General features: G+C 72.4%; 23 protein-coding genes. 16 read left to right on the forward strand and 7 right to left on the reverse strand.

Annotation, left to right across the window (positions count from 1 at the left end):
• Positions 1–53: 53 nt before the first annotated feature.
• From BLV39_RS04730 to BLV39_RS04765, 8 genes are all read left to right on the forward strand, one after another.
• Positions 54–1,256, forward strand: a complete 1,203-nt coding sequence (locus BLV39_RS04730) for a substrate-binding domain-containing protein (protein WP_090787705.1) — start codon at positions 54–56, stop codon at positions 1,254–1,256.
• A gap of 11 nt (positions 1,257–1,267) precedes the next feature.
• Positions 1,268–2,020, forward strand: coding sequence for an ABC transporter ATP-binding protein (locus BLV39_RS04735; protein WP_090791133.1), 753 nt, complete (start codon positions 1,268–1,270; stop codon positions 2,018–2,020).
• Positions 2,017–2,745: an ABC transporter ATP-binding protein gene (locus BLV39_RS04740; protein ID WP_090787708.1), complete on the forward strand. Its 729-nt coding sequence runs from the start codon at positions 2,017–2,019 to the stop codon at positions 2,743–2,745. The genes BLV39_RS04735 and BLV39_RS04740 overlap by 4 nt, the downstream gene beginning before the upstream one ends.
• A complete protein-coding gene (locus tag BLV39_RS04745) occupies positions 2,745–3,635 on the forward strand; it encodes a branched-chain amino acid ABC transporter permease (protein ID WP_090787711.1) in 891 nt (296 codons plus the stop codon). The genes BLV39_RS04740 and BLV39_RS04745 overlap by 1 nt, the downstream gene beginning before the upstream one ends.
• Complete coding sequence (locus tag BLV39_RS04750) at positions 3,632–4,714, forward strand: branched-chain amino acid ABC transporter permease (RefSeq protein ID WP_090787714.1); 1,083 nt, start codon at positions 3,632–3,634, stop codon at positions 4,712–4,714. Before BLV39_RS04745 ends, BLV39_RS04750 begins: the two co-directional genes overlap by 4 nt.
• 165 nt (positions 4,715–4,879) lie before the next feature.
• Positions 4,880–5,836, forward strand: coding sequence for a DUF5715 family protein (locus BLV39_RS04755; protein ID WP_090787717.1), 957 nt, complete (start codon positions 4,880–4,882; stop codon positions 5,834–5,836).
• 9 nt (positions 5,837–5,845) lie between these two features.
• Positions 5,846–7,438 carry an asparagine synthetase B family protein gene (locus BLV39_RS04760; RefSeq protein WP_090787720.1) on the forward strand — a complete coding sequence of 531 codons (1,593 nt, stop codon included), beginning with the start codon at positions 5,846–5,848 and terminating at the stop codon, positions 7,436–7,438.
• A gap of 50 nt (positions 7,439–7,488) precedes the next feature.
• Positions 7,489–9,585, forward strand: coding sequence for a RecQ family ATP-dependent DNA helicase (locus BLV39_RS04765; protein ID WP_239083714.1), 2,097 nt, complete (start codon positions 7,489–7,491; stop codon positions 9,583–9,585).
• Here BLV39_RS04765 and BLV39_RS04770 read toward each other — a convergent pair.
• Entirely contained in the window at positions 9,582–10,604 is a 1,023-nt protein-coding gene (locus BLV39_RS04770; protein ID WP_143049647.1) for a C40 family peptidase, read from the reverse strand. The two genes, BLV39_RS04765 and BLV39_RS04770, sit on opposite strands and share 4 nt — an antisense overlap.
• Positions 10,605–10,731: 127 nt before the next feature.
• Between BLV39_RS04770 and BLV39_RS04775 the strand changes: the two genes are divergently transcribed.
• From BLV39_RS04775 to BLV39_RS04785, 3 genes are read left to right on the forward strand one after another with little or no spacing between them, the layout of a single operon-like run.
• On the forward strand, positions 10,732–11,040 hold the full coding sequence (locus BLV39_RS04775; RefSeq protein ID WP_090787726.1) for a metal-sensitive transcriptional regulator: 309 nt from the start codon (positions 10,732–10,734) through the stop codon (positions 11,038–11,040).
• Between the two features lie 20 nt (positions 11,041–11,060).
• Positions 11,061–11,276 carry a heavy-metal-associated domain-containing protein gene (locus BLV39_RS04780; protein ID WP_090787729.1) on the forward strand — a complete coding sequence of 72 codons (216 nt, stop codon included), beginning with the start codon at positions 11,061–11,063 and terminating at the stop codon, positions 11,274–11,276.
• On the forward strand, positions 11,269–12,255 hold the full coding sequence (locus BLV39_RS04785) for a hypothetical protein (protein WP_090787732.1): 987 nt from the start codon (positions 11,269–11,271) through the stop codon (positions 12,253–12,255). Before BLV39_RS04780 ends, BLV39_RS04785 begins: the two co-directional genes overlap by 8 nt.
• Here BLV39_RS04785 and BLV39_RS04790 read toward each other — a convergent pair.
• Complete coding sequence (locus BLV39_RS04790; protein WP_090787736.1) at positions 12,252–12,659, reverse strand: helix-turn-helix domain-containing protein; 408 nt, start codon at positions 12,657–12,659, stop codon at positions 12,252–12,254. The two genes, BLV39_RS04785 and BLV39_RS04790, sit on opposite strands and share 4 nt — an antisense overlap.
• 277 nt (positions 12,660–12,936) lie before the next feature.
• Between BLV39_RS04790 and BLV39_RS04795 the strand changes: the two genes are divergently transcribed.
• The gene (locus BLV39_RS04795; RefSeq protein ID WP_239083715.1) at positions 12,937–13,404 is read left to right on the forward strand and encodes a hypothetical protein; all 468 of its coding nucleotides are present in this window, start codon (positions 12,937–12,939) and stop codon (positions 13,402–13,404) included.
• A gap of 162 nt (positions 13,405–13,566) precedes the next feature.
• Here the strand turns inward: BLV39_RS04795 and BLV39_RS04800 are convergent, their stop codons facing one another.
• Together BLV39_RS04800 and BLV39_RS04805 are read right to left on the reverse strand one after the other, a co-directional pair.
• On the reverse strand, positions 13,567–14,703 hold the full coding sequence (locus BLV39_RS04800; protein WP_090787743.1) for a class I SAM-dependent methyltransferase: 1,137 nt from the start codon (positions 14,701–14,703) through the stop codon (positions 13,567–13,569).
• Between the two features lie 2 nt (positions 14,704–14,705).
• Positions 14,706–15,695 (reverse strand): MBL fold metallo-hydrolase, encoded by a 990-nt coding sequence (locus BLV39_RS04805; protein ID WP_239083716.1) that lies wholly within the window; start codon positions 15,693–15,695, stop codon positions 14,706–14,708.
• Positions 15,696–15,785: 90 nt separating this feature from the next.
• On the opposite strand from BLV39_RS04805, the gene BLV39_RS04810 reads away from it, so the two are divergent.
• A complete protein-coding gene (locus BLV39_RS04810) occupies positions 15,786–16,430 on the forward strand; it encodes a biliverdin-producing heme oxygenase (protein WP_090791137.1) in 645 nt (214 codons plus the stop codon).
• Between the two features lie 22 nt (positions 16,431–16,452).
• Here the strand turns inward: BLV39_RS04810 and BLV39_RS04815 are convergent, their stop codons facing one another.
• Complete coding sequence (locus BLV39_RS04815; protein ID WP_090787746.1) at positions 16,453–18,105, reverse strand: DEAD/DEAH box helicase; 1,653 nt, start codon at positions 18,103–18,105, stop codon at positions 16,453–16,455.
• A 253-nt stretch (positions 18,106–18,358) separates the two neighbouring features.
• On the opposite strand from BLV39_RS04815, the gene BLV39_RS04820 reads away from it, so the two are divergent.
• On the forward strand, positions 18,359–19,030 hold the full coding sequence (locus BLV39_RS04820; protein ID WP_239083717.1) for a ferritin-like fold-containing protein: 672 nt from the start codon (positions 18,359–18,361) through the stop codon (positions 19,028–19,030).
• A gap of 40 nt (positions 19,031–19,070) precedes the next feature.
• Here the strand turns inward: BLV39_RS04820 and BLV39_RS04825 are convergent, their stop codons facing one another.
• Together BLV39_RS04825 and BLV39_RS04830 are read right to left on the reverse strand one after the other, a co-directional pair.
• A complete protein-coding gene (locus BLV39_RS04825) occupies positions 19,071–19,295 on the reverse strand; it encodes a DUF3107 domain-containing protein (protein WP_090787752.1) in 225 nt (74 codons plus the stop codon).
• A 92-nt stretch (positions 19,296–19,387) separates the two neighbouring features.
• Entirely contained in the window at positions 19,388–20,056 is a 669-nt protein-coding gene (locus BLV39_RS04830) for a TetR/AcrR family transcriptional regulator (protein WP_090787755.1), read from the reverse strand.
• Between the two features lie 150 nt (positions 20,057–20,206).
• Between BLV39_RS04830 and BLV39_RS45315 the strand changes: the two genes are divergently transcribed.
• Positions 20,207–23,947, forward strand: a complete 3,741-nt coding sequence (locus tag BLV39_RS45315; protein WP_176984773.1) for a hypothetical protein — start codon at positions 20,207–20,209, stop codon at positions 23,945–23,947.
• 31 nt (positions 23,948–23,978) lie between these two features.
• Complete coding sequence (locus BLV39_RS04840; protein WP_090787758.1) at positions 23,979–24,944, forward strand: alpha/beta fold hydrolase; 966 nt, start codon at positions 23,979–23,981, stop codon at positions 24,942–24,944.
• Positions 24,945–25,072 lie beyond the last annotated feature (128 nt).

Raw genomic sequence — 25,072 nt, forward strand, 5'->3', positions numbered from 1 at the left:
TGGCCGGCGGACACATGGCCGGGGTCACATCGATGCACCTAGCGTCTGTCGCCATGACGGTTAAGGCGATGCGGCGGGCGTTCGTCACCGCCGCCACAGTGATAGCGGTGGCTGCATCAGCCACGGCCTGCGGCAGCCCGCAGGAGACGGCGACCGGCGGCGGCGACGCCACGGCGCCGGTCAAGGTCGGCATCGTTTACTCCCAGACGGGCGCGCTGGCGTCCTACGGCAAGCAGTACCTGGACGGCTTCAAGGCCGGTCTCGCGTACGCCACGGATGGGACCAACAAGGTCGGCGAGCGCGCGATCGAGGTGACCGAGGTCGACGACGCCGGTGATCCGGCCAAGGCGGTCTCCGCGGCCAAGGACCTGATCGGCAAGGGCACGAAGATCATCGCGGGGTCGACCGCCTCGGGCGTCGCGCTCCAGGTCGCGCCGCTGGCCGCGCAGAACAAGGTGCTGTTCATCTCCGGTCCGGCCGCGACCGACGCGGTCACCGGCGTCAACAAGTACACGTTCCGCTCGGGTCGGCAGTCGTACCAGGACGTGATGACCGCCAAGTCCTTCATCGGCGACGCGGCCGGCAAGAAGGTCGTGGTGTTCGGTCAGGACAGCGCGTTCGGCAAGAGCAACGAGACCGCGGTCAAGGCGGTCCTCGGCGGCGCCGGCGCGACGGTGAGCAGCGTGCTCGCCCCGGCCAGCGCGACCGACTTCACGCCGTTCGCCAGCCAGCTCAAGACGGCCAAGCCGGACCTGCTGTTCGTCGCATGGGCGGGCACCACCGCGCCGGCCATGTGGCAGACCCTCGACCAGCAGGGCATCCTCGCCTCCACGACGGTGGTCACCGGCCTGGACATCCGGGCCTCCTGGCCGACCTTCGGCGCGGCCGGCACGAAGATCTCGTTCCTGTCGCACTACTTCGACGGCGCCAGCGACAACCCGGCCGCCCAGGCGGCGAAGAAGGCGGTCGGCGGCACGCTCGACCTGTTCCACCCGGACGGCTTCACCGCGGCCCAGATGGTCGTGCGGGCGGTCCAGGAGGGCGGCGACGACGTCGACAAGATGATCGGCGCGCTGGAGGGCTGGAGCTTCGACGGGGTCAAGGGCAAGATGACCGTCCGCGCGGAGGACCACGCCCTGCTCCAGCCGATGTACCAGGCGACCCTGACCGGCAGCGGTGACCAGCTCACCGCGAAGCTCGAGAAGGCGCTCACCCCCGAGGAGGTCGCCCCACCGGCGGCCGCGATGAAGGGCTGAGCGAGTTGGCCGTGCTCCGTACACAGGGGCTGACCTGGCGGGTGGGCGAGGTAGCGATCGTCGACGGTGTCGACATCGCCCTCGCCCCCGGCGAGTTCCTGGGCGTCATCGGGCCCAACGGGGCCGGCAAGACCTCGCTGTTCAACCTGGTCAGTGGGCTGCGCAAGCCGACCTCGGGCACGGTCTGGCTGGGCGAGGACGACGTGACCGCGCTGCCGCCGCACCGCCGCGCGCGGCGCGGTCTCGGGCGGACGTTCCAGTCGTCGTCGGTGTTCGGGTCGTTGTCCGTACGGGAGAACGTCCGGCTGGCGGTCCAGGCGCACCAGGGCGGCTCGCTTTCCCTGTGGCGCCGGGCTTCGTCGTTCGCGGCGGTCGCCTCGGCGGCGGACCAGGCGCTCGAAACGGTCGGCCTCGGCAACCGCGGCGAGGCGCTGGCCGGCACGCTCGCCCACGGCGAGAAGCGCAAGCTGGAGATCGCGCTGCTCCTCGCCGGTGAGCCGACCGTGCTGTTGCTCGACGAGCCGATGGCCGGCGTCAGCGCCGAGGACGTGCCGGAGCTCGTAGCGGTGATCCGCGGCCTGACCCGGGGTGCGGAAGCCACTGGGCGGTCGGTCCTCATGGTGGAGCACCACATGGACGTGATTCTGGACCTCGCCGACCGGATCGCGGTGATGCACCACGGCGCACTGCTCGCCTGCGACACCCCGGACGCCGTGATGGCGCACCGGGGCGTCCAGGAGGCTTATCTGGGCGAGGGGCTATGACCGAGCCGATTCTCAAGGTCGACGACCTGAGCGTACGAATCGCCGGACTGCACATCCTCCAAGGCGTGTCGTTCACGGTCGCGCCGACCGGGGTGACCGCGCTACTCGGCCGCAACGGCGTCGGCAAGACCACCACGCTGCGCGCGATCGTCGGCCTGACGCCGCGCGGCGGCGAGGTCTCGGGGTCGGCGTCGTTCGGCACCGTCGACACCCTGCGCACGCCGACGCACCGGTTGGTCCGGGCCGGGCTGGGCTACGTGCCCGAGGACCGATGCGTGTTCGCGGGGCTGACCGTCGCGGAGAACCTGCGGCTGGCCGAGCGGCCCGGGGCCGCCCCCGCGTACGACCGCGTGTTCGCGCTCTTCCCCGAACTGGCCAAGCGGGCCAAGCAGCGGGCCGGCACGCTCTCCGGCGGGCAACAGCAGATGCTCGCCATCGGCCGGGTGCTGCTCGCCGACAACACGCTGCTGCTGGTCGACGAACCGACGAAAGGCCTGGCGCCGAAGGTGGTGACGGAGGTGGCGGAGGCGCTCGAAGCGGTCGCCGAGGAGGTCCCGGTGCTGCTGGTCGAGCAGAACCTGGCGGTGGTCCGCCGGTTGGCCCGCGACGCGGTCGTACTGGCCGCCGGCAAGGTGGCCTGGACCGGCGCGGCTTCCCGCCTGCTCGGCGAGCCGGAGCTCACGAAGGCGTTGCTAGGGGTCGGCAGCGCGGGGGTGCACGCCTGATGTCGACGTTCATCCTGTTGACGCTGACCGGGCTCGGCCTGGCTGCGCTGTACTTCCTGGTCGCCTCTGGGCTGTCGCTCGTGTTCGGGCTGGCCGACGTGCTCAACTTCGCGCACGGGCTGTTCCTGTCGGTCGGCGCGTACGCGACCTGGTGGGCGGCCGGCCACCTGCCCGGCGCCGGCCCGACCGGGTTCGGCTTCGTGCTCGCGGCGGCGTTCGGCGTGGTAGCCGGCGCGGCGGTCGCGGCGCTGGTCGAGCTCGTCCTGATCCGGCCGCTCTACTCGCGGACGATCGAGCAGGTGCTCGTCACCGTCGGCTTGTCGCTGGCCGGAGTGGCATTGCTCCAGGCGACCTGGGGCGCCGACCCGCGCCCGTTCCCACGTCCCGAGTGGACCCGCGGGGTGACCGGCATCGGCGGCGCCAACATCCCGAACGCGTCGCTGCTGCTGGTGCTCGCGGCGGCCGCCGTACTCACGCTGCTTCTGCTGTTCCTCCGGTTCACCCGCGTCGGCCTGGTGATCCGGGCCGGCGTCGAGAACCGGGAGATGGTCACCGCGCTCGGCATCGACGTGCGCAAGGCGTTCACGCTCGTGTTCGCGATCGGCGGCGCCGCGGCCGCACTGGCCGGCGCGCTCGGCGGCGTCTACCTCGGATCCGTGTCACCCGCGCAGGGCGGATCGCTGCTGATCTTCGCCTTCATCGTCGTGGTGATCGGCGGAATGGGCTCGGTGGTCGGCTCGGCGTACGCGGCGGTCGCGGTCGGCCTGCTCCAACAGTTCGTCAACTACTACGGCACCGCCGGACTCGGCGACATCTGCGTGGTCGCCCTGCTGGCGATCGTGCTGCTGGTCCGGCCACAGGGCATCGCGGGAAGGGCGGTCACGGCATGACCCAGGCTGTGAGCGCCGAGGCGCCACCTGCGGCGACGCCGCCGGAACTGGCCCCTCCGAGGCGAAGGCTCGCCGCGTTCGCTCCGCTGGTGGTGCTGGTGGTGGCTGTTCTGTTGCCGTACTCCACGCTGCCGTTGCCCGGTCTTTTCGACGGCGCGCTCAACAAGCCCGGCAACCTCCAGATCCTCGCGGTCTGCCTGGTCTTCGGCGGCCTGGCGGCGAGCTACGACCTGCTGTTCGGACGGACGGGTCTGCTCTCGTTCGGGCACGCGCTCTACTTCGCCGCCGGCGTCTACGGCACCGACGTGCTGGTCACCCACGCCGGCTTCCCGCTCTGGCAGGCGGCCGTGTTCGCCGTCGTGGGCAGCACGATCCTGGCGGCGCTGCTGGGCGCGATCGCACTGCGCACGGCCGGCATCGCGTTCGCCATGGTGACGCTGGCCTTCGCCCAGGTCGGCGCGATCCTGGTGGCCCGCGACTTCGGTGGGCTCACCGGTGGCGAGGAAGGTCTCCCGCTGGCCTCCGACGGCCTGCCGGACTTCCTGCTCGGCGTGGCCAACACGGTCAACCTGTACTGGCTGGCACTGGCGTACCTCGCCGTGGTCGTGCTGGTGGTCTCCCGGGTGGCCGCGTCACCGACGGGCCGAGTGCTGGCGGGCCTACGCGACGACGAGCGCCGGGTCGGCGTGCTGGGCCTGGACCCGTACCGCTACAAACTGGTCGCCTTCACCCTGGCCGGCGGCCTGGCAGCCCTCGGCGGCGTGGTCTACCTGCTGGTCGTCGGCGGCGCGTCACCGCACGTCACAAGCTCGGAGCTGACCCTGTCGCTGCTGGTGATGGTCGTGCTCGGCGGCCCGGGCACGCGCTGGGGCCCGGTCCTGGGCGGCATCCTCTACATGTACCTGGACCACCGCCTGACGTCGCTGTCCGCCGACCTGCCAGGCCCGCTGGGCCAGCCCCTGTTCGTGCTGGGCGCCATCTTCATCCTGGCCGTCTACTTCTTCCCGGGCGGCCTGGCCAGCCTCCGCACCCGCATCGCCCCGCTGCGCGCCGCTCTCAAGAGGTCACCAACTAGCTGAGAGAAGAAGGAGCGGAACATGGGCTGGAACTGGACTTTGATCTTAGATGGTTTAAAAAAGAGTGAAAGGCTCTCATAAGCGTCATTCGTGCCCTCGGGGACGAAAGCGTCATTAGGCTCGGATCCGGAATACCCGCCTGTTATCGGGGGAAGAACGGGGGGCCCAATGTCGACTCGAATACCCGCGAACGCGGTCAAGAACGAGCAGCGAAAACGGTTGCCTACGCCGCGGCCAGCGGACAACGGGCCTGATCTTGTGGCCTACCGCGAGGCCGTGGAAAGCCTGCTCATCGAACTGGCCGGCCACAGTGGACAGGGGTTCGACCCCGGTGACACCACCAAGGCCGAGACCGTCCTGATCGAAAGGCTCGTGGAGCCTAACTTCACCGCCGTCCTTTCGGTGACGCCCCGAGGGCTCACCGGAACGATGGAATGGTTGCTCAAAGAGGTCCGCAACTACAAGCCCAGCACCCGCAGCTCCGCCGCCGACCTGGCGGCTCAGGTGCGGATCTTCCTGCTCGCGCAGGTCGAGGCGATGTGGTGGGGGCAGACGACACCGTTCGCCACCACCACCGATGTGACCACCTCACCAGACCTGATCGACATCGAGAAGCTGCGGCGGGCAGGCCTGTTGCCGTTCCGGTACCGGCGCCAGCCGAAGACCTTCGCTACCCGCGCCATGCGGGCCGTCGCCCGGCGGGTCGCGCCGGATCGGTGGCCACGGACGGCGGGGATGCGGTTCACCTACAGCCGACCGGAGACGATCGCGCTGCTCGGGCAGGTCGCGGCCGACTTCCAGCGGCAGGCGCCGCACGGCACGCCGGCTCTCTGGGTGACCAGCATGACCCGCAGCGTCCGGCACCAGCAGCACCTCCGCGACCTCGGGTACGCGGCCATGTCGCCGAGCGCGCACTGCGTGGGCTGGGCGGTCGACGTGGAGATGGCCTGGTTCGAGCGGTTCTCGGCGCGCACGGCGCTGGAGAAGGTGCTGCTCGAACGCCAGACCGCGGGGGACGTCAACGTGATCGACGAAGGGCAGGCGTGGCACGTGTGCGTCAGCCCGGTCGCGGTCGCCGAACTGCAACGGGAGTTCGCCACCAGGTACGAGACCGGGAGAAGGTGACCCGACACTTTGTGCGGTATCGCGCTCATCGTCGGCAACGAAGCCGACCCCGCGCTCTTCCGGCGGATGCTCGAATCCCTGACGCCGCGCGGTGACGTCCAGGAAGAGCTGCCGGCGGAGCTGCGGACCATCGGCGGGGGGCCGGCGACAGGACTGCTCGCCGGCACCCAGCGGCTGCGGATCGTCGACCGGGACCGGGCTGTGCAGCCGTGGGTCTCGCCCGACGAGGCGTGGGTGCTCTGCTACAACGGCGAGGTCTTCAACTACCGCGAGCTGCGGGCGGAGCTCCTCGCCGCGGGGCGTGAGCTGCGCAGCGAGAGCGACACCGAGGTCGTGCTCGAGGCCTTCCTGGAGTGGGGCGAGGCGGCGGTCGGCAAGCTGCGCGGCGAGTTCGCGTTCGCGATCGTCGAGCGGGCCACCGGCCGGGTCTTCCTGGCCCGTGACCCGCTCGGCGTCAAGCCGCTCTACTGGTCGCGCCGGGGCGGGCGGATCCACATCGCGTCCGAGGTCAAGGCGTTGGTGCCGGTCGGTGCCCGGGTCACCGAGGTGCCGCCCGGCCACCACGGCTGGGCGACACCGGTCACCGGGCCGCGGCTGACGCCGTACGTCGACCTGCTCCGGCTCGGCGAGGACCAGGTGCCGATCGAGGACCCGGACGAGGCGGCGAAGCTGGTCCGCGCCGCCATCCAGGACAGCATCCGGGTGCGCGTCGACACCGACCTGACCGTCGGCGTGGTGCTCTCGGGCGGCCTGGACAGCTCGCTGACGTTGCTCCAGGTGCGCGAGATGCACCCGGACTGCGTCGCCTTCACGGTCGGGGCGCCGGGCAGCCCGGACCTCGACTACGCCAAGCGGCTCACCCGCGACCTCGGTGTGCACCACGAGGTGGTCGAGCTCCGGCCGCGGGACATCCGGATGGGCGAGATCCGGGAAGCGATCCGGATGGGCGAGCTCTCCGAGTACGGGGACATCATCAACGCGGTGGTGTCGGTGCCGCTGTTCCGCCGGGTGCACGAGACCGGCGTCAAGGTGGTGCTCACCGGCGACGGCTCCGACGAGCTGTTCGGCGGCTACCCGATGTATCACGAGGTCGGCCCGGCCGCGGCCCGCCGGCTGTTCCTGCACAAGATCCGCAACCTCTGTCGTACGGAGTTGCAGCGGGTCGACCGCACCAGCATGGGTCAGGGCGTCGAGGCGCGGGTGCCGTTCCTGGACCTGGCCCTGGTGGAGCTCGCTATGCGAATGCCGCTGTCGCTGAAGATGCGCAACGGCAAGGAGAAGTGGATCGTGCGGGAGGCGTTCGCCGACATCCTGCCCGACTACATCCGGCAACGACCGAAGAATCCGATGTCGTACTCGTCGGGGCTGCACGAACGGGCCCGGCTCTACAAGGCCAGATATGCCCGGACACACCACGCGTTCGGGTACGGCCTGCTCGAACCGATCCGGCGCGACTTCGATCACGTGTTGACCAAGTGCGGCAACGACCTCGACGCGGCGATCCGCGAGTCGGCCGTGCGACAGGACTACACGCTGCTGGAGCACGCCCGGGACTTCGCGGGTGCGCTGCGCTGGTTCACCGGCGCCCGCGCGCCGTACTGACGGATGACGGGGAGGGCCCTTTCCCGGGCCCTCCCTGGTAGACATGTCGGGTGAGGGACCGGGCTGAAGAGATTCTCCGCCGGCTCGCGGGAGACCACGCGAAGCTGCGCGACGACCAGTGGACTGCCATCTCGGCGCTGGTCGAGGAGAAGCGCCGGGTGCTCTGCGTGCAGCGCACCGGCTGGGGCAAGTCCGCGGTCTATTTCGTCGCCACCGCGCTGCTGCGGGCCGACGGGGCCACCGGGCCCACGGTGATCGTCTCGCCGCTGCTGGCGCTGATGCGCAACCAGGTCGAGGCGGCCGAGCGGGCCGGCATCCGGGCCCGGACGATCAACTCCGCGAACCTCGACGACTGGGACGCCATCCACGCTGACATCGCCTCCGGGGCCGTCGACGTGCTGCTGATCAGCCCCGAGCGCCTCAACAACCCCGACTTCCGCGACAACGTGCTGCCCAAGCTGGCCTCCACCACCGGGCTGCTGGTGGTCGACGAGGCGCACTGCGTCTCCGACTGGGGCCACGACTTCCGGCCCGACTACCGACGGCTGCGCACCTTCCTCGCGGAGCTGCCGCCGGGCACGCCGGTGCTGGCCACCACCGCGACCGCCAACCAGCGGGTCACCGACGACGTCGCCGACCAGCTCGGCGACGCCCTGGTGCTGCGCGGCTCGCTGGAGCGCGACTCCCTGCGGCTCGGCGTGCTTTCCCTGGAGTCGCCCGCGGAGCGACTGGCCTGGTTGGCCGACCAGCTCGACGTGCTGCCGGGCGCCGGCATCGTCTACACGCTGACCGTGGCGGCGGCCACCGAGACCGCCGAGTTCCTCCGCCAGCGCGGCTACCCGGTCGCCAGCTACTCGGGCCAGTCCGACGACGCCGCCCGCCAGCAGGCCGAGCAGGACCTGCTCGACAACAAGCTCAAGGCGCTGGTCGCCACCTCGGCGCTGGGCATGGGCTTCGACAAGCCCGACCTCGGCTTCGTCGTGCACCTCGGCGCTCCGCCCTCGCCGATCGCTTACTACCAGCAGGTGGGCCGGGCCGGCCGGGCGGTACGCAACGCCGACGTGCTGCTGCTGCCGGGCCGTGAGGACGCGGCGATCTGGCGCTACTTCGCCTCCCTGGCGTTCCCGCCGGAGCAGCAGGTCCGCGACGTGTTGCACGCGCTGGAGGCGGCCGGCCGGCCCCTGTCGACGCAGGCGCTGGAGCCGATGGTCGACCTGCGCCGCACCCGCCTCGAAATGATGCTCAAGGTGCTCGACGTCGACGGCGCGGTGCGCCGGGTCCGCGGCGGCTGGGTCGCCACCGGCGAGCCGTGGGTCTACGACACCGCGCGGTTGCGCCGGGTCGCCGCGACCCGCGCCGACGAGCAGCAGAGCATGCGGGACTACGTGACGACGACCGGCTGCCGGATGGAGTTCCTGCGGCGCAGCCTCGACGACCCGGCCGCGGCGCCGTGCGGGCGGTGCGACCGCTGCACCGGCCCGTTCGTCGCGGCCGAGGTGTCGGCACCGGCGCTGGCCGCCGCGCACGCGTTCCTGGGCCAGGCCGGTGTCACCATCGCGCCGAAGAAGCTCTGGCCGACCGGGCTCGACGAGGTGCGCGGCAAGCTCGGCCCGGACGTCCAGGCGGCACCCGGCCGGGCCGTCGGCCGGCTCTCCGACCTCGGCTGGGGCGGCCGGCTGCGCGACCTGCTCGGCCCGGACGTCCCGGACGGTCCGCTGCCCGACGACCTGACCGGTGCGGTCGTCGAGGTGCTCAAGGACTGGTCCCGCGGCGCCGACCCGTGGCCGGTGCGGCCGGTCGCGGTGGTCGGCATCGCGTCCCGCCGGCGCCCCGAGCTGGTCCGGTCGCTGGCCGCCCGGATCGCCGAGATCGGCCGGCTCCCGCTGCTCGGCCAGGTCGAGCCGGGCCCGCAGGCACCGCCGTCCGGTGGCGGCGCCCGGGGCAACAGCGCGCAGCGCGTACGCGCACTGCACGGCGCGTTCGAGCTCCCGCCGGACCTGGCCGCCGCACTGTCCGGGGTGGACGGCCCGGTGCTGCTCGTCGACGACCTGGTCGACTCGGGCTGGACGATGACGATCGTCGCCCGCGAACTGCGTGGGGCCGGTGCGCCGGCGGTGCTGCCGCTCGCGCTGGGCGTTTCCGGCTAGCGGCGAGGTCGCCCGTACCCGTGGACGGGTTGATAGTCGACCCGGTCGAATCTGATCCGTTCGCCCTGCTGTGGCGCGTGGATGATCCGGCCGCCGCCGACGTACATGCCGACGTGCTGGATGTTGCCGTAGTAGAAGACCAGGTCGCCCGGGCTGAGTTGGCCACGGCTGACGTGGCTGACGGCGCCGTACTGGGCTCGCGCGTTGTGCGGCAGGCTGACGCCGGCGGCCTGCCAGGCGGCGGCCGTGAGACCGGAGCAGTCGTAGCCGCCGGGACCCGAGGCGCCCCACTGGTACGGCTTGCCGAGCTGCGCGTAGACGAACCGGACCGCGGCGCTCGCGGCACCGGGCGGCAGTGCCGGTGGGTTGGCGAAGATCGGCTCGGCGTCCGGGATGCCGAGGTCGAAGCGCAGCGCGTCGAGCCGGGCGATCTCGCCCTCGATGTGCCGCTTCTTGGCAAGCAGCTTCGCGCCCTGCAGCTTCTCCTTGGCAGCGAGCGCGCTGAGGCTTTCCTGCACCGCCGCCACGTCGTTGTTGGCCGTGGCGAGCGCCTCGATCGCCCGGCCGCGCTGGGTGCCGAGCGCCTCCAGCATGGCGAGCCGGTCACCGAGCGCCTGCGGCGAGCCCGAGTGCAGCAGCCCGATCACGCCGGCGGCCCGGCCGGTCCGGTACGCGGCCGCCGCGAACGTGCCGACCTCCGCGCTGCGCGCCTCGGCGACGGCCTCCAGCGGCGCGATCCGGGCTTGCAGCCGGTCCGCCTCGGCACGCCCGCGCTTGACCTCCAGCCGCAGGTCGTTGTACTGCTCGACGACCACTTCGAGCTGATGGGACGCCTTCTTGAGGCGCTTCTCGACCTCGGCGGCGGACGGATCGGCGGCGGCCGGCACGGCCAGCGGACCGAGCAGGGCCAGCAATGCGGCGGCCGCGATCAGCGTGCGGCGTGCGCCTGAGGGCCTGTCCTGCCGATCAACGCGGCCTGCGACGGGCCCAGCCGCCGCCTGGACTCCGTCTCGGCTCACGTTGATCGGCAGGACAGGCCCTAGTGTGATGATCGGCACGGTCGGTTAACGAGCCGCAAGGGGCAGAAGCCACGATGCGGGCATAGCGGACTAGGCACGGATACGCCCGGGGGGTATATTCGAGCGCATGACCGCCAACGACACAGAGGAGCAAGGCCCTTACTGGTACGCCGCCGACAAGCCGGCTCTGCTCGGTCGTCTGCGCCGGATCGAGGGGCAGGTCCGCGGCGTGCACCGGATGGTCGAAGAGGACACTTACTGCATCGATGTCCTCACCCAGATCTCCGCGGCGACCAAGGCCCTCCAGGCAGTCGCCGTCGGCCTGTTGGAGGGGCACATCGCGCACTGCGTGATGGAGGCCGCCGAGAACGGCACCGACCCGTCCGCCAAGGTCAAAGAGGCGACCGACGCCATCGCCCGGCTCGTCCGTTCCTGAACCCCGGAGGTAGCCCCCGAATGTCCACCGCGACCTACACCGTGACCGGCATGACCTGCGCCCACTGCGTGAGCGCGGTGACCAGCGAGCTCACCGCCCTGCCCGGTGTCACCGACGTGCGGATCGACCTGGCCAACGGCGCGGTCGCGGTGACCAGCGAGGCGCCGCTGGCGCTGGGCGACGTGCGGGCCGCGGTCGACGAGGCCGGCTACGAGCTCGCCGCCGCTGATGCCTGAGGCCGCGCGCACCAAGACCCGCGTCACGCCACCGGCCACCGACGGACCCGACCGGTCCGGGCTGCGGCTCGGCCTGTTCGTCGCCGGGCTCGTCTTCGCGCTGGTCGGCGGGTTCGGCCTGGGCAAGCTGACCGGCGGCGAAAAGCCGGCCGACGGTGCGAGCGCGGCCGGCGGGATGGCGATGCCGTCGACCGACCCGGCCAACCACGCCCACGCGCCCGGCACCGCCGAACACGACCACGGCAGCAGCGGGATGACCGCGACGGCCGGCGCCGACCTCGGTGGGCTGAGCCTGAGCGGCAGTGGCTACACGCTGGTCCCGGCCGCCACCGACTTCACCGCCGGCAAGAAGGCCGACCTCCGGTTCACCGTGCGCGGGCCGGACCGGCAGCCGGTCAAGCAGTTCGCCGTCGTGCACGAGAAGCAGATGCACCTGGTGGTGGCCCGCCGTGACCTGTCCGGCTACCAGCACCTGCACCCGACGATGGCCGCCGACGGCACCTGGAGCATCCCGCTGACGCTGGGCCAGCCCGGGCTCTGGCGGGCGTTCGCCGATTTCACGCTGGTCGACGCGGCCGGTGCGCAGATCGCCGCGACGCTCGGCACCGACCTGGTGGTGGCCGGCGACTACGCGCCCAAGCCGCTGCCCGCCCCGGCCCGCGAGGCCACCACCGGCGAGTTCACCGTCACCTACGAGGGCACGCCGACCGTGGGTGCGACCCAGCCGTTGCAGTTCCGGGTGTTCCGCGACGGCAACCCGGTCGCCGACCTCGAGCCCTACCTCGGCTCGTACGGGCATCTCGTGGTGCTCCGGCAGGGCGACGTGGGTTATCTGCACGTGCACCCCGACGAGCAGCGCACGCCGGGCACCGTCAAGTTCTGGCTGGCCGCGCCGAGCCCTGGCAGCTACCGGGCGTTCTTCGACTTCCAGGTGGCCGGAAAGGTGCACACCGCCGAGTTCACGGTGCGGGTCGACTAGGCCGTCTTGCGGATCGGCCGGGTGGCCAGGCGGCGCAGCGCCTCGCGGATGTGCCGCTTCTCGGCCGCGGAGACCGTCGGGTCGGTGAGCCGGTCGAGAATGACCTGAAGGTCTTTGTCGACCCGGCTCGGCCGGGCGGTCATGCCGGGGGTGCGGCCGGGCATGTTGAGTGCCCGGAACGCCGCCGAGACCGGCACGTCGAGTGCGGCGCAGAAGTTTTGCACCTTGGCTAGCTCGGGATAGTCGTGCCAGTCGCCGGCCAGCCAGCGGAAAAGCGTCGATCGACCGACACCGGTTTCGGACGCCAAGTCGTTGACCGTCCATCCACGGGCGTTCTTGGCATCGTCAACGGCCCGCCGGACGAAGCGCGCGAACGCAGCCTGCGGCGAATCGTCTGTGGCCATCGGCCGGTCGCCCTCCCCGCGGTAGTGAATCGTCACCGGAAAGGGTAACCCGTGCGGCTCAGATTGCAACGGGCCGTTCGGCCGACTAGTCCCGTCCGTGGGACTGCTCTAGAGTCGCGACAGGTCTTACCCGGACCCGTGCGCGGGACCCTCCCCACAGTGTCGATCCGCGCACCGTCCGCGCCGTGGCCATGGGCCGGCGGTCCGTGGTGCTGGTGTGGTGTCCCGCCGGCGGGGGGTCGGCAGGACACCACACCACCGGCGTCCGCCCAGTTCGGTGACTTACCAGACCGTTACCAGTCGTCTATGCTCACGCCCCGAGAGTGGAGAACGACGGGATGCGACTATGGCCCCACCAGAAGACCGCCCGGTTCCCAATCGACCAGGCGCGATAAGCCTGTTCTTCGTCGTGAAGGCCGCGATATTCGCGCTCGCCTTCTGGATCTGGCTGCTCGTCCTCGCCATACAAGGTGGCCAGGTCACCGGATGGCACGTGTTCGCCGCTTCCGGCGCGATTACCACCACATTGGTCGGCATGATGTTGGCGATCCGGATGGCGTTGCAGGCGAATGCCGCCGACCGGCACGCCGAGTTTCGAAAAACACTCGTCGAGATTTCCTGGAACACCGCGTTCGCGGCGCATCAGGCCGAGGACGACGACGACACCGACAACGTCGTGCGCTTCCCGAGCGCGGTGCCGGACGAACCCGGCGGCTGGCCCACCCAGGGCGACCGCCGGCGCTAGGGGGTGTCTCGTGGATCAAGGTGGTGCTCCGGCGAGGTCCAGGCGGCGTCCGGGCGTGCGCGGAGAGTGGTCGGACACCGGTGTTGTATCTGGCCGCTCTTCGCGTACGGTCGGTCGTCGTCTGGGCCCGGCGGAGTGCCGCCTTGATCCACGAGACACCCCCTAACCCAGCAGTTCGGCCAAGCGCGGTCGCACCTGCCAGGTGGTGACGAGCTCGTCGTACTCGGCGCGCGCCGTCGGTTGGCCGGTTCGGCGCGCACGCAGCAGCAGGTTTCGCGGCGTGTGCGCGGAGTCTATGAACTCCGTCACGTCGACCCGGTAGCCCTGCGATCGGAGCAACGCCGCCCGCAGCGAGTCGGTCAGCACGTCCGCGAAGCGCTCCCGCAGGATCCCCTGCCCGGTGATCAGGTGGTACGGACCGGGCGCGGTCTGCTTGCGCAACTGTGCGGCGATGTCGTGGTGGCAGCAGGGCGCGGCCAGGATCCATTCGGCGCCCCAGCCGACGGCGCGGTGCAGCGCCTCGTCGGTCGCCGTGTCGCAGGCGTGCAGGGCGAGCACCAGGTCGGGGGCGGGCTCGACCTCGGCGTCCAGGATGCTGCCGGCGACGAACCGCAGCCGGTCGGCGTAGCCCAGCCGTTCGGCCAGCCGGGTGTTCCGCTCCCGCTGGTCCTCGCGCACGTCGACGCCGGCCATCTCGACGTCCAGCCCGCGCACCGCGGTCAGCCAGCGGAACGCGGCGAAGGTCAGGTAGGCGTTGCCGCAACCCAGGTCGACCACCCGCAGCGGCGCCGGCAGCCCCTCGGCGGGCAGCGTCGCGGCCAGCGCCCGCAGGAACGCGTCGACCTGGCGCCGCTTGGCCGCGGTGCCGCCGATCACCTCCCACAGCGGGTCACCCGGGTCCAGCAGGTGCTCACGCACCCGGTCGTGGGCCTCGGGTTTCGCGTCGGCCTCGTCGGCCGCCTGCCGGTGCACCTGGGCGTCGCCCTTCTTGGTCACCCGCACCTGCACGGTCGCGCCGGCGCTTTCCACGTGCCAGTTGCCGAACGGCTCCGTGAGCAGGGCGTCGACCGCGGCTTCCGCGTCCGGCCCGGGTGCCACGTTGGTCGTGTGCGGGCGGGCGCCGTCGCTCGTGACGATCTGGAGCCGCCGCCCGGCCTTGAGCGCGACCGGTCGCAGCTCGGCTCGGACCACCGACGGGGTCGCGCCGCGCCGTCGGCCCGCGGCGACCGCTCGGGTCAGGGCGGGGTCGAGCAGCAGGTCGCGCACCTCGGCGAGGACGGCGGTCAGGTCTTCGGGCATACCTACATTGTCCGCGTTCCGCCGATCGGCAGCTCCCAGAGGTCGGCGAGGTCACGGCCGGCGGCCGTCCAGGCGGCGCGCAGCCGCTCCGGCGGCTCCAGCAGGGGCTCGCTGCTGAGTGGGAAGGTGCCCCAGTGCATTCCCGCGACCCGGCGGACGCCCAGGTCAGTGGCCGCCTGGACCGCGTCCTCCGGGTTCAGGTGCTGGTTGCGCATGAACCAGCGCGGCTCGTACGCGCCGATCGGCAGCAGGGCCAGGTCGAGCTCGGGGAAGCGGGCGGCGATCTCGGCGAACCTCTCGCCGTAGCCGGTGTCGCCGGCGAAGTAGATCTTCGGGCCGTCGTCGGTGGCCAGCACCCATCCGCCCCAGAGGCTCTTGTTGGTGTCGGCCAGGCTGCGCCGGCTCCAGTGGTGCGCGGGCACGAAGGTGAAGTCCACCGGGCCGATCCGCCGGGACTCCCACCAGTCGAGCTCGGTCACGTCCTGGAAGCCGCGGCGCCGGAACCACCACGCCAGATTCGCGGGTACGAGCATCGGCGTCGACCGCGGCAACCGGTCGATGGTCGGCGCGTCGAGGTGGTCGTAGTGGTTGTGGCTGATCACCACCGCGTCGATCCGGGGCAGGCCGGCCCAGGCCACGCCGGGCGGGGTGTAGCGGGCGATGAACGGCGGGATCCGCTGCGCCCAGACGGGGTCGGTCAGCACCGTGAGCCCGCCGGTCCGCAGCACGAAGCTGGCATGCCCGACCCAGGTGACGGCCGTGGTCGCCGGGTCCACCGGTGGCAGTGTGGCCTGCGGTTCCAGCGGCACGCTCCGGCCGGCCCGGGCCCGGTCCGCGGCGTTCGGGCGCCGCTCGCGCATCATCCGCGCGATGTCACCGGCGCCGGGCAGCGGTGCCGTCAGTCGGTCTGCGAAGGTCGGCGGCCAGTCCCGGCCGCCGTGGTTCCGGCGGCCTTCCTCGAGACGGCGGCGGACTCGGCTGGGGTCGAACACTCACCCACCGTCCGCGCGACACCACTGGACCGTCAAGTAAGGCTCGCCTAAGCTCACGGCACAACCCACGGCCGGGTGCGGGAGGTCAACATGGTCAGCGCAGCCGACACGGAACTGGGTCTGGCGGCCCGGGTCCGCTCCCTGACCCGCGCCGACCACGAGGCGGCGGAGACCACCCCGTTCGTGGGCGATCTGATGGCCGGGCGGCTCGATCTCGCGGCGTACGCGCGACTGGCCAGCCAGCACTACTTCATCTACGAGACCCTCGAGCGGGCCGCTGCCACGATGCGTGCGGATCCGGTGGCCGGCGACTTCGTGGGCTTCGGGCTCGACCGGCTGCCCGCGCTCGGCGCCGACCTGCACCACCTGCGCGGGCCGCGCTGGCGCTCGGAGATCACGCCGCTGCCGGCGACCCGCGACTACCTGGCCCGGCTGCGGGCGGTCGCGTTCGTCGACCCGCCGGCGTTCGTGGCGCACCACTACACGCGCTACCTGGGCGACCTGTCCGGCGGGCAGATGGTGAAGCGGGCGCTGCGCGAGCAATACGGCGTCGGTGCGGCGGGCACCCGGTTCTACGAGTTCCCGGGGGTGGCGGCCGGTGCGGTCAAGCGCCGCTATCGCGAGTTGCTGGACGCCGCGCCGTGGTCCGCCGACGAACAGGCGCGCTTCATCGACGAGGTGAAGCGCGCCTTCACGCACAACCGCCAGGTCTTCGAAGACCTGGCGGCTGCTTGATCGAGTTTCTTCGGCGGGGAGGTCAGGCCTCGGTCGGGGCTGCGGCGGCACCGCCCGCGCCGCGGGAGCGGCGACGGCGGCGGGCGCGCGGCTTGGCGGGTGCTTCCCCGTCAGAGTCGGCGACCGCTACCACGGCCGGCTCGGTGCCGGTCGCGTCGGCCGTGGTCTCACCGGCGACGACCTCGCCGACGCGGCGGCGTCGGCGCGGGCGCCGGGTGCTGCTCGCCGAGGGCTCGGCTCCGTCGGAAGCGCCGACCGGGTCCGCGTCCGAGGTTGCCGGCTCCGCACCGTCGCGCGTATCGCCGCGGCGGCGTGACCGGCTGCGGGCCGGGCGCTCGGCGCGAGCCGGACCCCGGCGACGGCCGCCGCCCAGGTCTTCTTCCTTCTCCGCCGAAAGACCCGCGCGGGTGCGCTCGCCCGTCGGCAGCGTGCCGGAGACGTCGGTCGGGATGGCCAGCTCCTCGTAGAGCCACGCCGAGGTGTGGTAGGTCTCCCGCGGCTCCGGCATGTCCAGGCCGAGGGTCTTGTCGATGATCCGCCAGCGCGGCATGTCGTCCCAGTCGACGAACGTGACCGCGACGCCGGTGGCGCCCGCCCGGCCCGTGCGCCCGATCCGGTGGGTGTAGGTGTCCTGGTCTTCCGGGCAGTCGTAGTTGATCACGTGCGTGACGCCCGAGACGTCGAGCCCGCGGGCCGCTACGTCGGTGGCCACCAGGATGTCGATCTTGCCCGCCCGGAACGCCCGCAGCGCCCGCTCGCGCGCGCCCTGGCCGAGGTCGCCGTGCACCGCGGCCACCGCGAAGCCGCGGAAGTCGAGATCTTCGGCGAGCCGGTCGGCGGCCCGCTTGGTGCGGGTGAAGATCATGGTCAGGCCGCGGCCCTCCGCCTGGAGGATGCGCGCGACGACCTCGACCTTGTTGAGCGAGTGGGTGCGGTAGACCAACTGCTGGGTCTGCGGCGACGGGCCGGTCTCGGCCGTGTGCCCGGCGTGGATCGTGACCGGGTGGCGCAGGAAGCGGCGGGACAGCGCGACGATCGGGTCCGGCATGGTGGCCGAGAACAGCATGGTCTGCCGGTCCTCGGGCAGCATCGCCAGGATCTTCTCGACGTCGTCGAGGAAGCCCAGGTCGAGCATCCGGTCGGCCTCGTCGAGCACCAGCGCGTGCACCCGGTCGAGCCGGATCTGCTTCTGCTTGGCGAGGTCGAGCAGCCGGCCGGGCGTGCCGACCAGGATCTCGACGCCGTTGCGCAGTGCTTCGGTCTGCGGCTCGTAGGCGACGCCGCCATAGATCGGCAGGACCCGGACACCGCGGGTGCGCCCGGCGGCGGCGAGGTCCTTGGCCACCTGGAGGCCGAGCTCACGGGTGGGCACGACGACCAGTGCCTGCGGGACGCCGTCGGAGCCCTCGCCGGGTGCGAAGACCCGCTCGAGCAGCGGGACGCCGAAGCCGAGGGTCTTGCCGGTGCCGGTGGGCGCCTGGCCGATCAGGTCGGTGCCGCGCATCGCGATCGGGATCGCGTATTCCTGGATGGCGAAGGAGTTGGTGATGCCGGCGGCGGCGAGGGCCTCAACGGTCTCGGGGCGGGCGCCTAGCTCGGCGAAGGTGGGGGAGTCTTTTCGGACGGGCGCGGTCGGGACAAGCGCGTCGTCCGTGGGTTCGATTAGTTCACTCATGTGGTGTTCGGGGTGCCCTCTCGTGGTGCGCCCCGTCGTGTCGTAGGGCGCGATATCGGATATCGCGCGGGCCACACGCGAGGTGACTCGCGGGCCGCACACGCGTGCCGTGGGGATCAACCCGCCCACGGCTAACGTGACCATGTTACCGGATTGACCTCGTGACGGTGCCGAACGTGAGGCGGATGCGCCAGCTGGGCCTGGTCGTGTGGCGCAGCTCTCGCCGATCAGGTGTCCGGAGTAACCTGCGGGCGTGACTCCTGAGCTGGCTGACATGGCCGCGCCTACGACTGAGGCGCTCGTCGACCTGCTCGGCATGGTGGCATACGGCGAGCTGTCCGCCTTTGAACGGATGGCGGCCGATGCCCGGCTCGCGCCTGACCTGCACCGCCGTGCCGCACTGAGCGAGATGGCAGCTGTGGAGATCGCCAATTACGGCCGCCTGGCCGCCCGGCTCACCGAGATCGGCGCTGACCCGGACGTGGCGATGACCCCCTACGTGGGCGTGGTGCAGGCCTATCACGACTCGACCGAGCCCAAGGACTGGCTGGAGGCGCTGACCAAGGCCCACGTCGGCGACGGCGTCGCCGACGACTTCTTCCACGAGATGGCCAAGCTGATCGAGGAGCCCGACCGCCAGCTCGTCCTCGACGTCATCCACGACAAGCGCTACGAGGAGTTCGCCGTCACCGAGATCCGCGCGGCGATCGAGGCCGACCCGAAGACCCGCGCCCGCCTGTCGATGTGGGCCCGCCGACTGGTCGGCGAGGTCTATTCGCAGGCGACGCGGGTGGCGGGCCAGCGCGCGGCCCTGACCACCTTGATCGTCACCAGCGGCGGCGACCAGGCCGCCGTCCAGGCGCTGTTCCGCCGCATCACCAACGCGCACAGCGCCCGCATGACGGCACTGGGCCTCAACAACTAGGCAGCGAAAGGGGTTCGGGTGAACCGAACCCCTCTGTTGGTCAGCGGGCGCTGAAGCCGACGGTGCCGCGGGTCGCCTCGGCGATCTCCACGTAAGCCAACTTGCTCACCGGGATGATGACCCGGCGGCCCTTCTCGTCGACCAAGGACAGCGTGCCCTCGTTCGCGATCGCCTCGGTGACGCTCTTCTCCACCTCGGCGGGCGACTGCGAGCTCTCGATGACCAGCTCGCGCGGCGCGTACTGCACGCCGATCTTGACCTCCACGGAAGCCCTCCTCGTCGTGGCGCGCGGTCGATACCGGCACCGCTGGGAAGGCTATCCGATCCGTGGGGTGAACGACGACGGCGGCTTGCGTGTCAGACGGGTTCGCCTTCCGCCCAGGCACCTTCCTGGGGCTCACCCTGCAGCGGGAAGCTCGCGATGCCCCGCCAGGAGAGGGCCGCGAGCAGCGCCTCGGCCTCGCTCTTGGGCACCTGGCGACCACCGGCCAGCCAGAACTGCGCGGCCGTCTCGGCGGCACCGACCAGGCCCGAGGCGAGCAACTCGGCCCGGGACTTGCTCACGCCGGTGTCCGAGATGATCGTGTCGGTGATCGCCGCGATGCAGCCGCGCTCGACCCGCTCGACCCGCTCGCGGACGGCCGGCTCGTTGCGCAGGTCGGACTCGAAGACCAGGCGGAACGCCTCACTCTCGTGGTCGACGAAGTCGAAGTAGGCCTCGACCGCGCCGCGTACGCGTTCCTTGTTGTCGCTCGTCGCCTCCATGGCCGCCTGCACGTGCGCCACGATCGCGTCACAGTGCTTGTCCAGCAGCGCCAGGTAGAGCTCCAGCTTGCCGGGAAAGTGCTGGTAGAGCACGGGCTTGGAGACACCGGCCCGCTCGGCGATGTCGTCCATCGCGGCTGCGTGGTAGCCCTGTGCGACGAACACCTCCTGGGCCGCCGCGAGCAGCTGCTTTCGGCGTGCCGACCGGGGCAGCCTCGTCGGCCGTCCGTCCGGCTGGGCATCGCCCGAAGCCGCCACCATGGTTTACCTCCGAAAATCCCTGATCCATCGACCGCTGATGACGCATCCGATCGGTGCCTGTCGCATCGGTCGGTGAAATGGACCGCGATTGCAACTTATCGCGACCGTGCCCACACGGTAGCCTCAGCGAGGGCGACCGAGGAGTGCACGGTGGATGATTCAGGTCAACCCGGCGACGCACCGGGCGGCGGCGGGGGCAACCCGCCGGCCTCTCGTGACCCCGAGGCCTGGGCCGACCGCGACCGTGACTCAGGCACGCGGTCCGCATGGCACAGGTCTCGTTACGCCAACCTGCTGACCCCGATCGTGCCCGCGTCCCGGCAGCCCCGCCAGCAGGTCAACGGCTCCTCCGAGGTGCATTCCACCAGCGCACCGCCCTATCCATATGAGGGTGACCTGGAAGACGCCGCGCACTCCCCGATACCGACCCAGGCGCACGGCGAGGAGCAGCCGCCCTGGCCGGCCGCGGCTGCGCCGCCGGCCGCCGACGGCGATCCCGATTGGCGTGGCTGGGCGCCACCGCCCGGCGCCGACGAGGCTCTGCCCGAGCCGCCGTCACCGTGGGCACCCGGTTGGGCTCCGGCCCCGACCGACGGGGGTGTGCCCGAAGTCGCGCCACCCGCACCGCCCGCCCCTCCGGCCGGCGGCGCTGTCGGTCCGTTCGCGGTGGCCTTCCCGCCCGCGCCGCCGCGGTTCGACGAGCCCGCGCCGCCGCCCGTGCGGTTCCGGCCGCGCCAGGACGAGCCGCCACGTCCGGCCGGCGACGGCCAGCAACCGGCGCCCGCCGACGGCAGAGTTGCTCCGGCCCCGCACGGCGAGACCCGCCGTCCCGACGACACCGACCCGGCGACCGGGGGCTTCCCGCCGATCGGCGCGGTCGCGGCCGGTGCGCCGACCGAGCACGTCCCGCCGGGCACGCCGACCGAGGCCGACCCTTATCCAGCCGGTTTCCGGCCCAGTGCCGCCGGCCCCACCGCCGCCCGCCCCGATTGGGCTCCGGAATGGCCGTGGTCTCCGGCACCACCGGCGCCGACCTCGCCGGCCGGCCGCATCCAGGTCCCCGCGCCGCGCCCGGACCAGCCGGCCGAGCCGTCGCCCGCTGGGCCGATGCCCGAAGAGGGCAGCCTGCCCAGCCGCCGTGGTTTCACTCCGCCCACCGAGCCGCCGCATCGCAACACGCTGCCCGGCTACATCCGCGGTGGCGAAGCACCGTCCGGCGACGGGAACCGCTTCATCACGGGCAGCCACCCGACGGTGGCGCCCCACTCCGTCCAGCGCCCGGCCGCCCCTGAGCCGACCGGCGGCGCCGCGACGGCCTCCGGCGGCTTTCCCGTCGTGGAGTCCGCGCCGGGTCGGGTCGAACGCACCGCGTCAGGCAGCTTCCCGGTCGTCGACCGGCGCTCGGCCGGCCTGAGCCGCAGCTTCCCGGCCGGCGAGCAGACCGACCCGCCGGTCACGCCCGGCCGGTTGACCCGCGCGTTCCCGGGCGGCGACGGTCCGCCCGCCGCACCCCAGGCCACGCCCTCGACGGGTGCGTTCCCCGGTGGCGGCGACCGCGTGTCGCCCACCGAGCCGGTGTCACCCGCGGGAGCCAACCGTCCGACCGACCTGTCCGGCCGCCAAGCCGCTGCCCAGCCGCCCGCGCCGGTGTCGCCGGCCGCCGCCGGCCCGCGCGACGATGCCCAGGTCCGTCCGCCGCTGCGCCTCGCGAGCCGCAACGGCGACCCGATCGGCAACGAGGCGGTGCCACCCGAGCACCGCACCGGCCAGCCCGAGCAGCCGGCCGAGCGCCCGACCGCCGACCGCTTCCGCGACGGTGCGACCGGCGATGTGGGTGGCCAGCGTGGCTTCCCCGGCCAGCCCGAGCAGCCGGCCGAGCGCCCGACCGCCGACCGCTTCCGCGACGGTGCGACCGGCGATGTGGGTGGCCAGCGTGGCTTCCCCGGCGAGCCGACCAGCGGGCCGCCGGCCGGCGCGCACCAGAGTGGTTTCCCCGCCGGTGACGGCGCCCGGCGCGGCTTCGGCGGCGGTGATCCTTCCGACGGTGATCCCACCGGTGGTGGCTTCGCCCGTGGTTTCGCCGGCGACCAGGGTGGCGGCGGCACGCGCGCGGCCAGCGGCTTCGCCGCGGAGCGGGCCAACGGCGGGTTCGGTGGCGAGCCCGCCAACGGCGCACCCGGCGGCACCACCAACGGTGGTTTCGGCGACGAGCCGCCGATCCCGTTGCACCAGCGGCCGATCGACCGCCCGGCGCCCGAACAGCGGTCCGTGGTCGACGACATGATCGACGAGTTGTCCGGCCTGCCGCAGCGTGTGCCGGCCGAGCCCGACGTGCCGACCGTGCCGGAACCGCCCTCGGACGCACCCGCGGACCCCCCGCAACTGGCCAGGATCGCCACCCACCTGCGGCGGCCCGACCTGCCCGAGGAGCGGGAGCGTCCCGACGGCTTCGACGTCGACGCGATCCTCGACGCCGTCCGCGGCGTCTCCGGGGTGAAGGGCGCCTCGCTGCGCCAGACCCCCGCGGGCGCGCACAGCCTCCGCCTCGACCTGGCCGACGGCGCCGACGCGGCCGACGTGAGCCGGCACGTGGCCCGGCTGCTCCAGGAGCGGATGGGCCTCGCCGCCGCGCCACAGAACCTGCCAGGCATGGCCCCGCCCGAGGCGCCGCTCGGCGGTGACACCCCGCCGACCGGGTTCAGCCGCACGGGCGGCTATCTGCCCCCACCACCGGTGGAGCGGGCGCCCGAGGCCACCCGGCCGGCGCCTCGCCCGGTCGAGGCCGCCCGCCAGGCACCGCGCCCGCCCGAGCCTCCGCGGCTGGCACCGCGCCCCGCCGACGCGACCAGGCCGGCACCCCGCCCCGCCGACGTGGCCCGGCCGGCACCGCGCCCCGCCGACGCGATCAGGCCGGTGCCCCGCCCGGCCGACGCGACCAAGCCGCGACCGGCCGAGCCCACCCGGCCGGCAGTCCGAGAGGCCGAGCCCACGCGGCCGGCGACCCGCCCGACCGATGTGCCCGCGGCGCAGATCTCGCCCGCACCCGCACCGCCGGGCTTCGAGCCACCGGCCGAACAGGACCAGAACGCGCCGGGTTCGCACCGTGGCCGCGCCCACGTCGGCTCGCAGTCCGGAGTGGACACCCGTGACCTGGCCGAGCGGGCGGCCGCCGCCGCATCGGCAGCGCCGGTGTCCGCGGCACCGGCGTCCGGCCTGCCGCAGCGCACCGAGCCGGCGGCGCACCGGCCGGCGACCGACAGCGCGGAACGCGGCCACCTCTACGGCGGCACCCGCGAATCCGACCCTCGCACCGGCTCCGACCAGCCGGCGTCGGGCTCCTTCCCGGAGTTGGGCAGCGCCGCCGGCATCATCGGCAACGTCGGTGGCCACCCGGTGATGGCTGCCGCGACGGCGTACTCGGGTGGGCAGATCACCACCACCGAGTCGGCACCGTCCCGCCCGCTGAACCCGGGCGCCAACCCCGGCCCGCGCGTGGTGATCGACCACGTGCAGGTCAGCACGTTCGGGTTGGACGCGACCGTGGAGACCCGGCTGGCCGCCGGGAAGCGGGTGGCCAACGGGCTGGCCACCGGCCCGGCCGTCGACGGCTACGTGCTGCGGCTCTGCGCGGTCTCCGCCGCGACGGCGATCGACGAGCTGCTGCGCACCGCCTCGCGGGCCGACGACCGCGGCCGTTGCTTCGTCGAGCACGCGGCGGTCGTACCGTTCGGCAACTGCGAGGTTGCGGTGGTTGTCGTGTTCCTCGTCTGCGGTGGGTGGGTTGAGCAGCTTGCCGGCTCTGCGCTGGTTTCGGGCGATCCGCGGCAAGCTGTCGTACGTGCGACACTTGCTGCCGTAAATCGTCGTCTGGAAGCGCTGCTCTCCGACTGAAACCGGGGCCAGATCCGGGCACAATAAATTCATGAAGCGCGCTCTGCTAGGCGCCGACGAGGTCTTCGGACCCGACCGGATGCCGCCGCCGTGGCCCGGTCGGCTCGCGGTCGTCGACGGCGAGCAGACCTTCGTGCGGGACACCCCCGGCACGACCACGGAGGCACAACCGGCCTTTTACGTGCACGGCCTGGGCGGATCCTCGCAGAACTGGACAGACCTCGCGGGCCTGCTCTCGGACCGGCTCGACGGCCAGGCGGTCGACCTGCCCGGCTTCGGCCGCAGCGGCCCGGCAAAGCAATACACGATCAAGGCCTTCGCCGATCGCATGATCCGCCTCATCGAGGTCGGCGACCGCGGCCCGGTGCACCTGTTCGGCAACTCGCTGGGCGGCGCGGTGGTGGTCCGGGTCGCCGGCCTGCGCCCCGACCTGGTCCGCACGCTCACCCTGGTCTCGCCGGCGATGCCGTTCCTCGACCCGCGCCGCTCCCTGCAGGGCCCGGTGGTCCCGCTGCTCGCGCTGCCGCGCGCCGACCGGGTGGCCGCCTGGATGATGGGCCGCTACGCGCCGGAGGAGTTGGCCGCGCAGGTCATCGAGGCCTGCTTCAACGACGTCACCCGGGTCAGCGAGCAGCGCCGCCGAGAGGCGGTCGAGGAGATCAAGATTCGCTACGAGGCGGCGCACTACTTCGACGCCTACGTGCGTTCGCTGCGCGGCCTGGTCAGCAGCTTCCTGCGCGCCTACCTGCCCGGCGCCAACTCGATGTGGAAGATCGCGTCACAGATCACCGCGCCGACGCTGGTCGTCGGCGGCCGTCAGGACCGGCTCGTCGACATCCGGGTGGCGCCACAGGTGGCCAAGGTCATCCCGGACAGCCGACTGCTGATCCTCGACGGCGTCGGTCACGTGGCGCAGATGGAGGTGCCGCGGATCGTGGCCCGCGGCGTGCTCGCCCTCCTCGACGAATACGAGCGGGGCCGGGCCGGGGTCACCTGATCGGGTGGTCGTGTGGCACTCTGAGCCCCAGCATGGTCAACGCGAGGCACCCCCAACCTCGTGGCCGGTCCCGCAATCGACGGTCGCGCCGCAGTCGCGGTCCGACCCGCGTACTCATTGTCGCCGGA

It is taken from the genome of Asanoa ishikariensis (assembly GCF_900107455.1).
GTDB lineage: Bacteria > Actinomycetota > Actinomycetes > Mycobacteriales > Micromonosporaceae > Asanoa > Asanoa ishikariensis.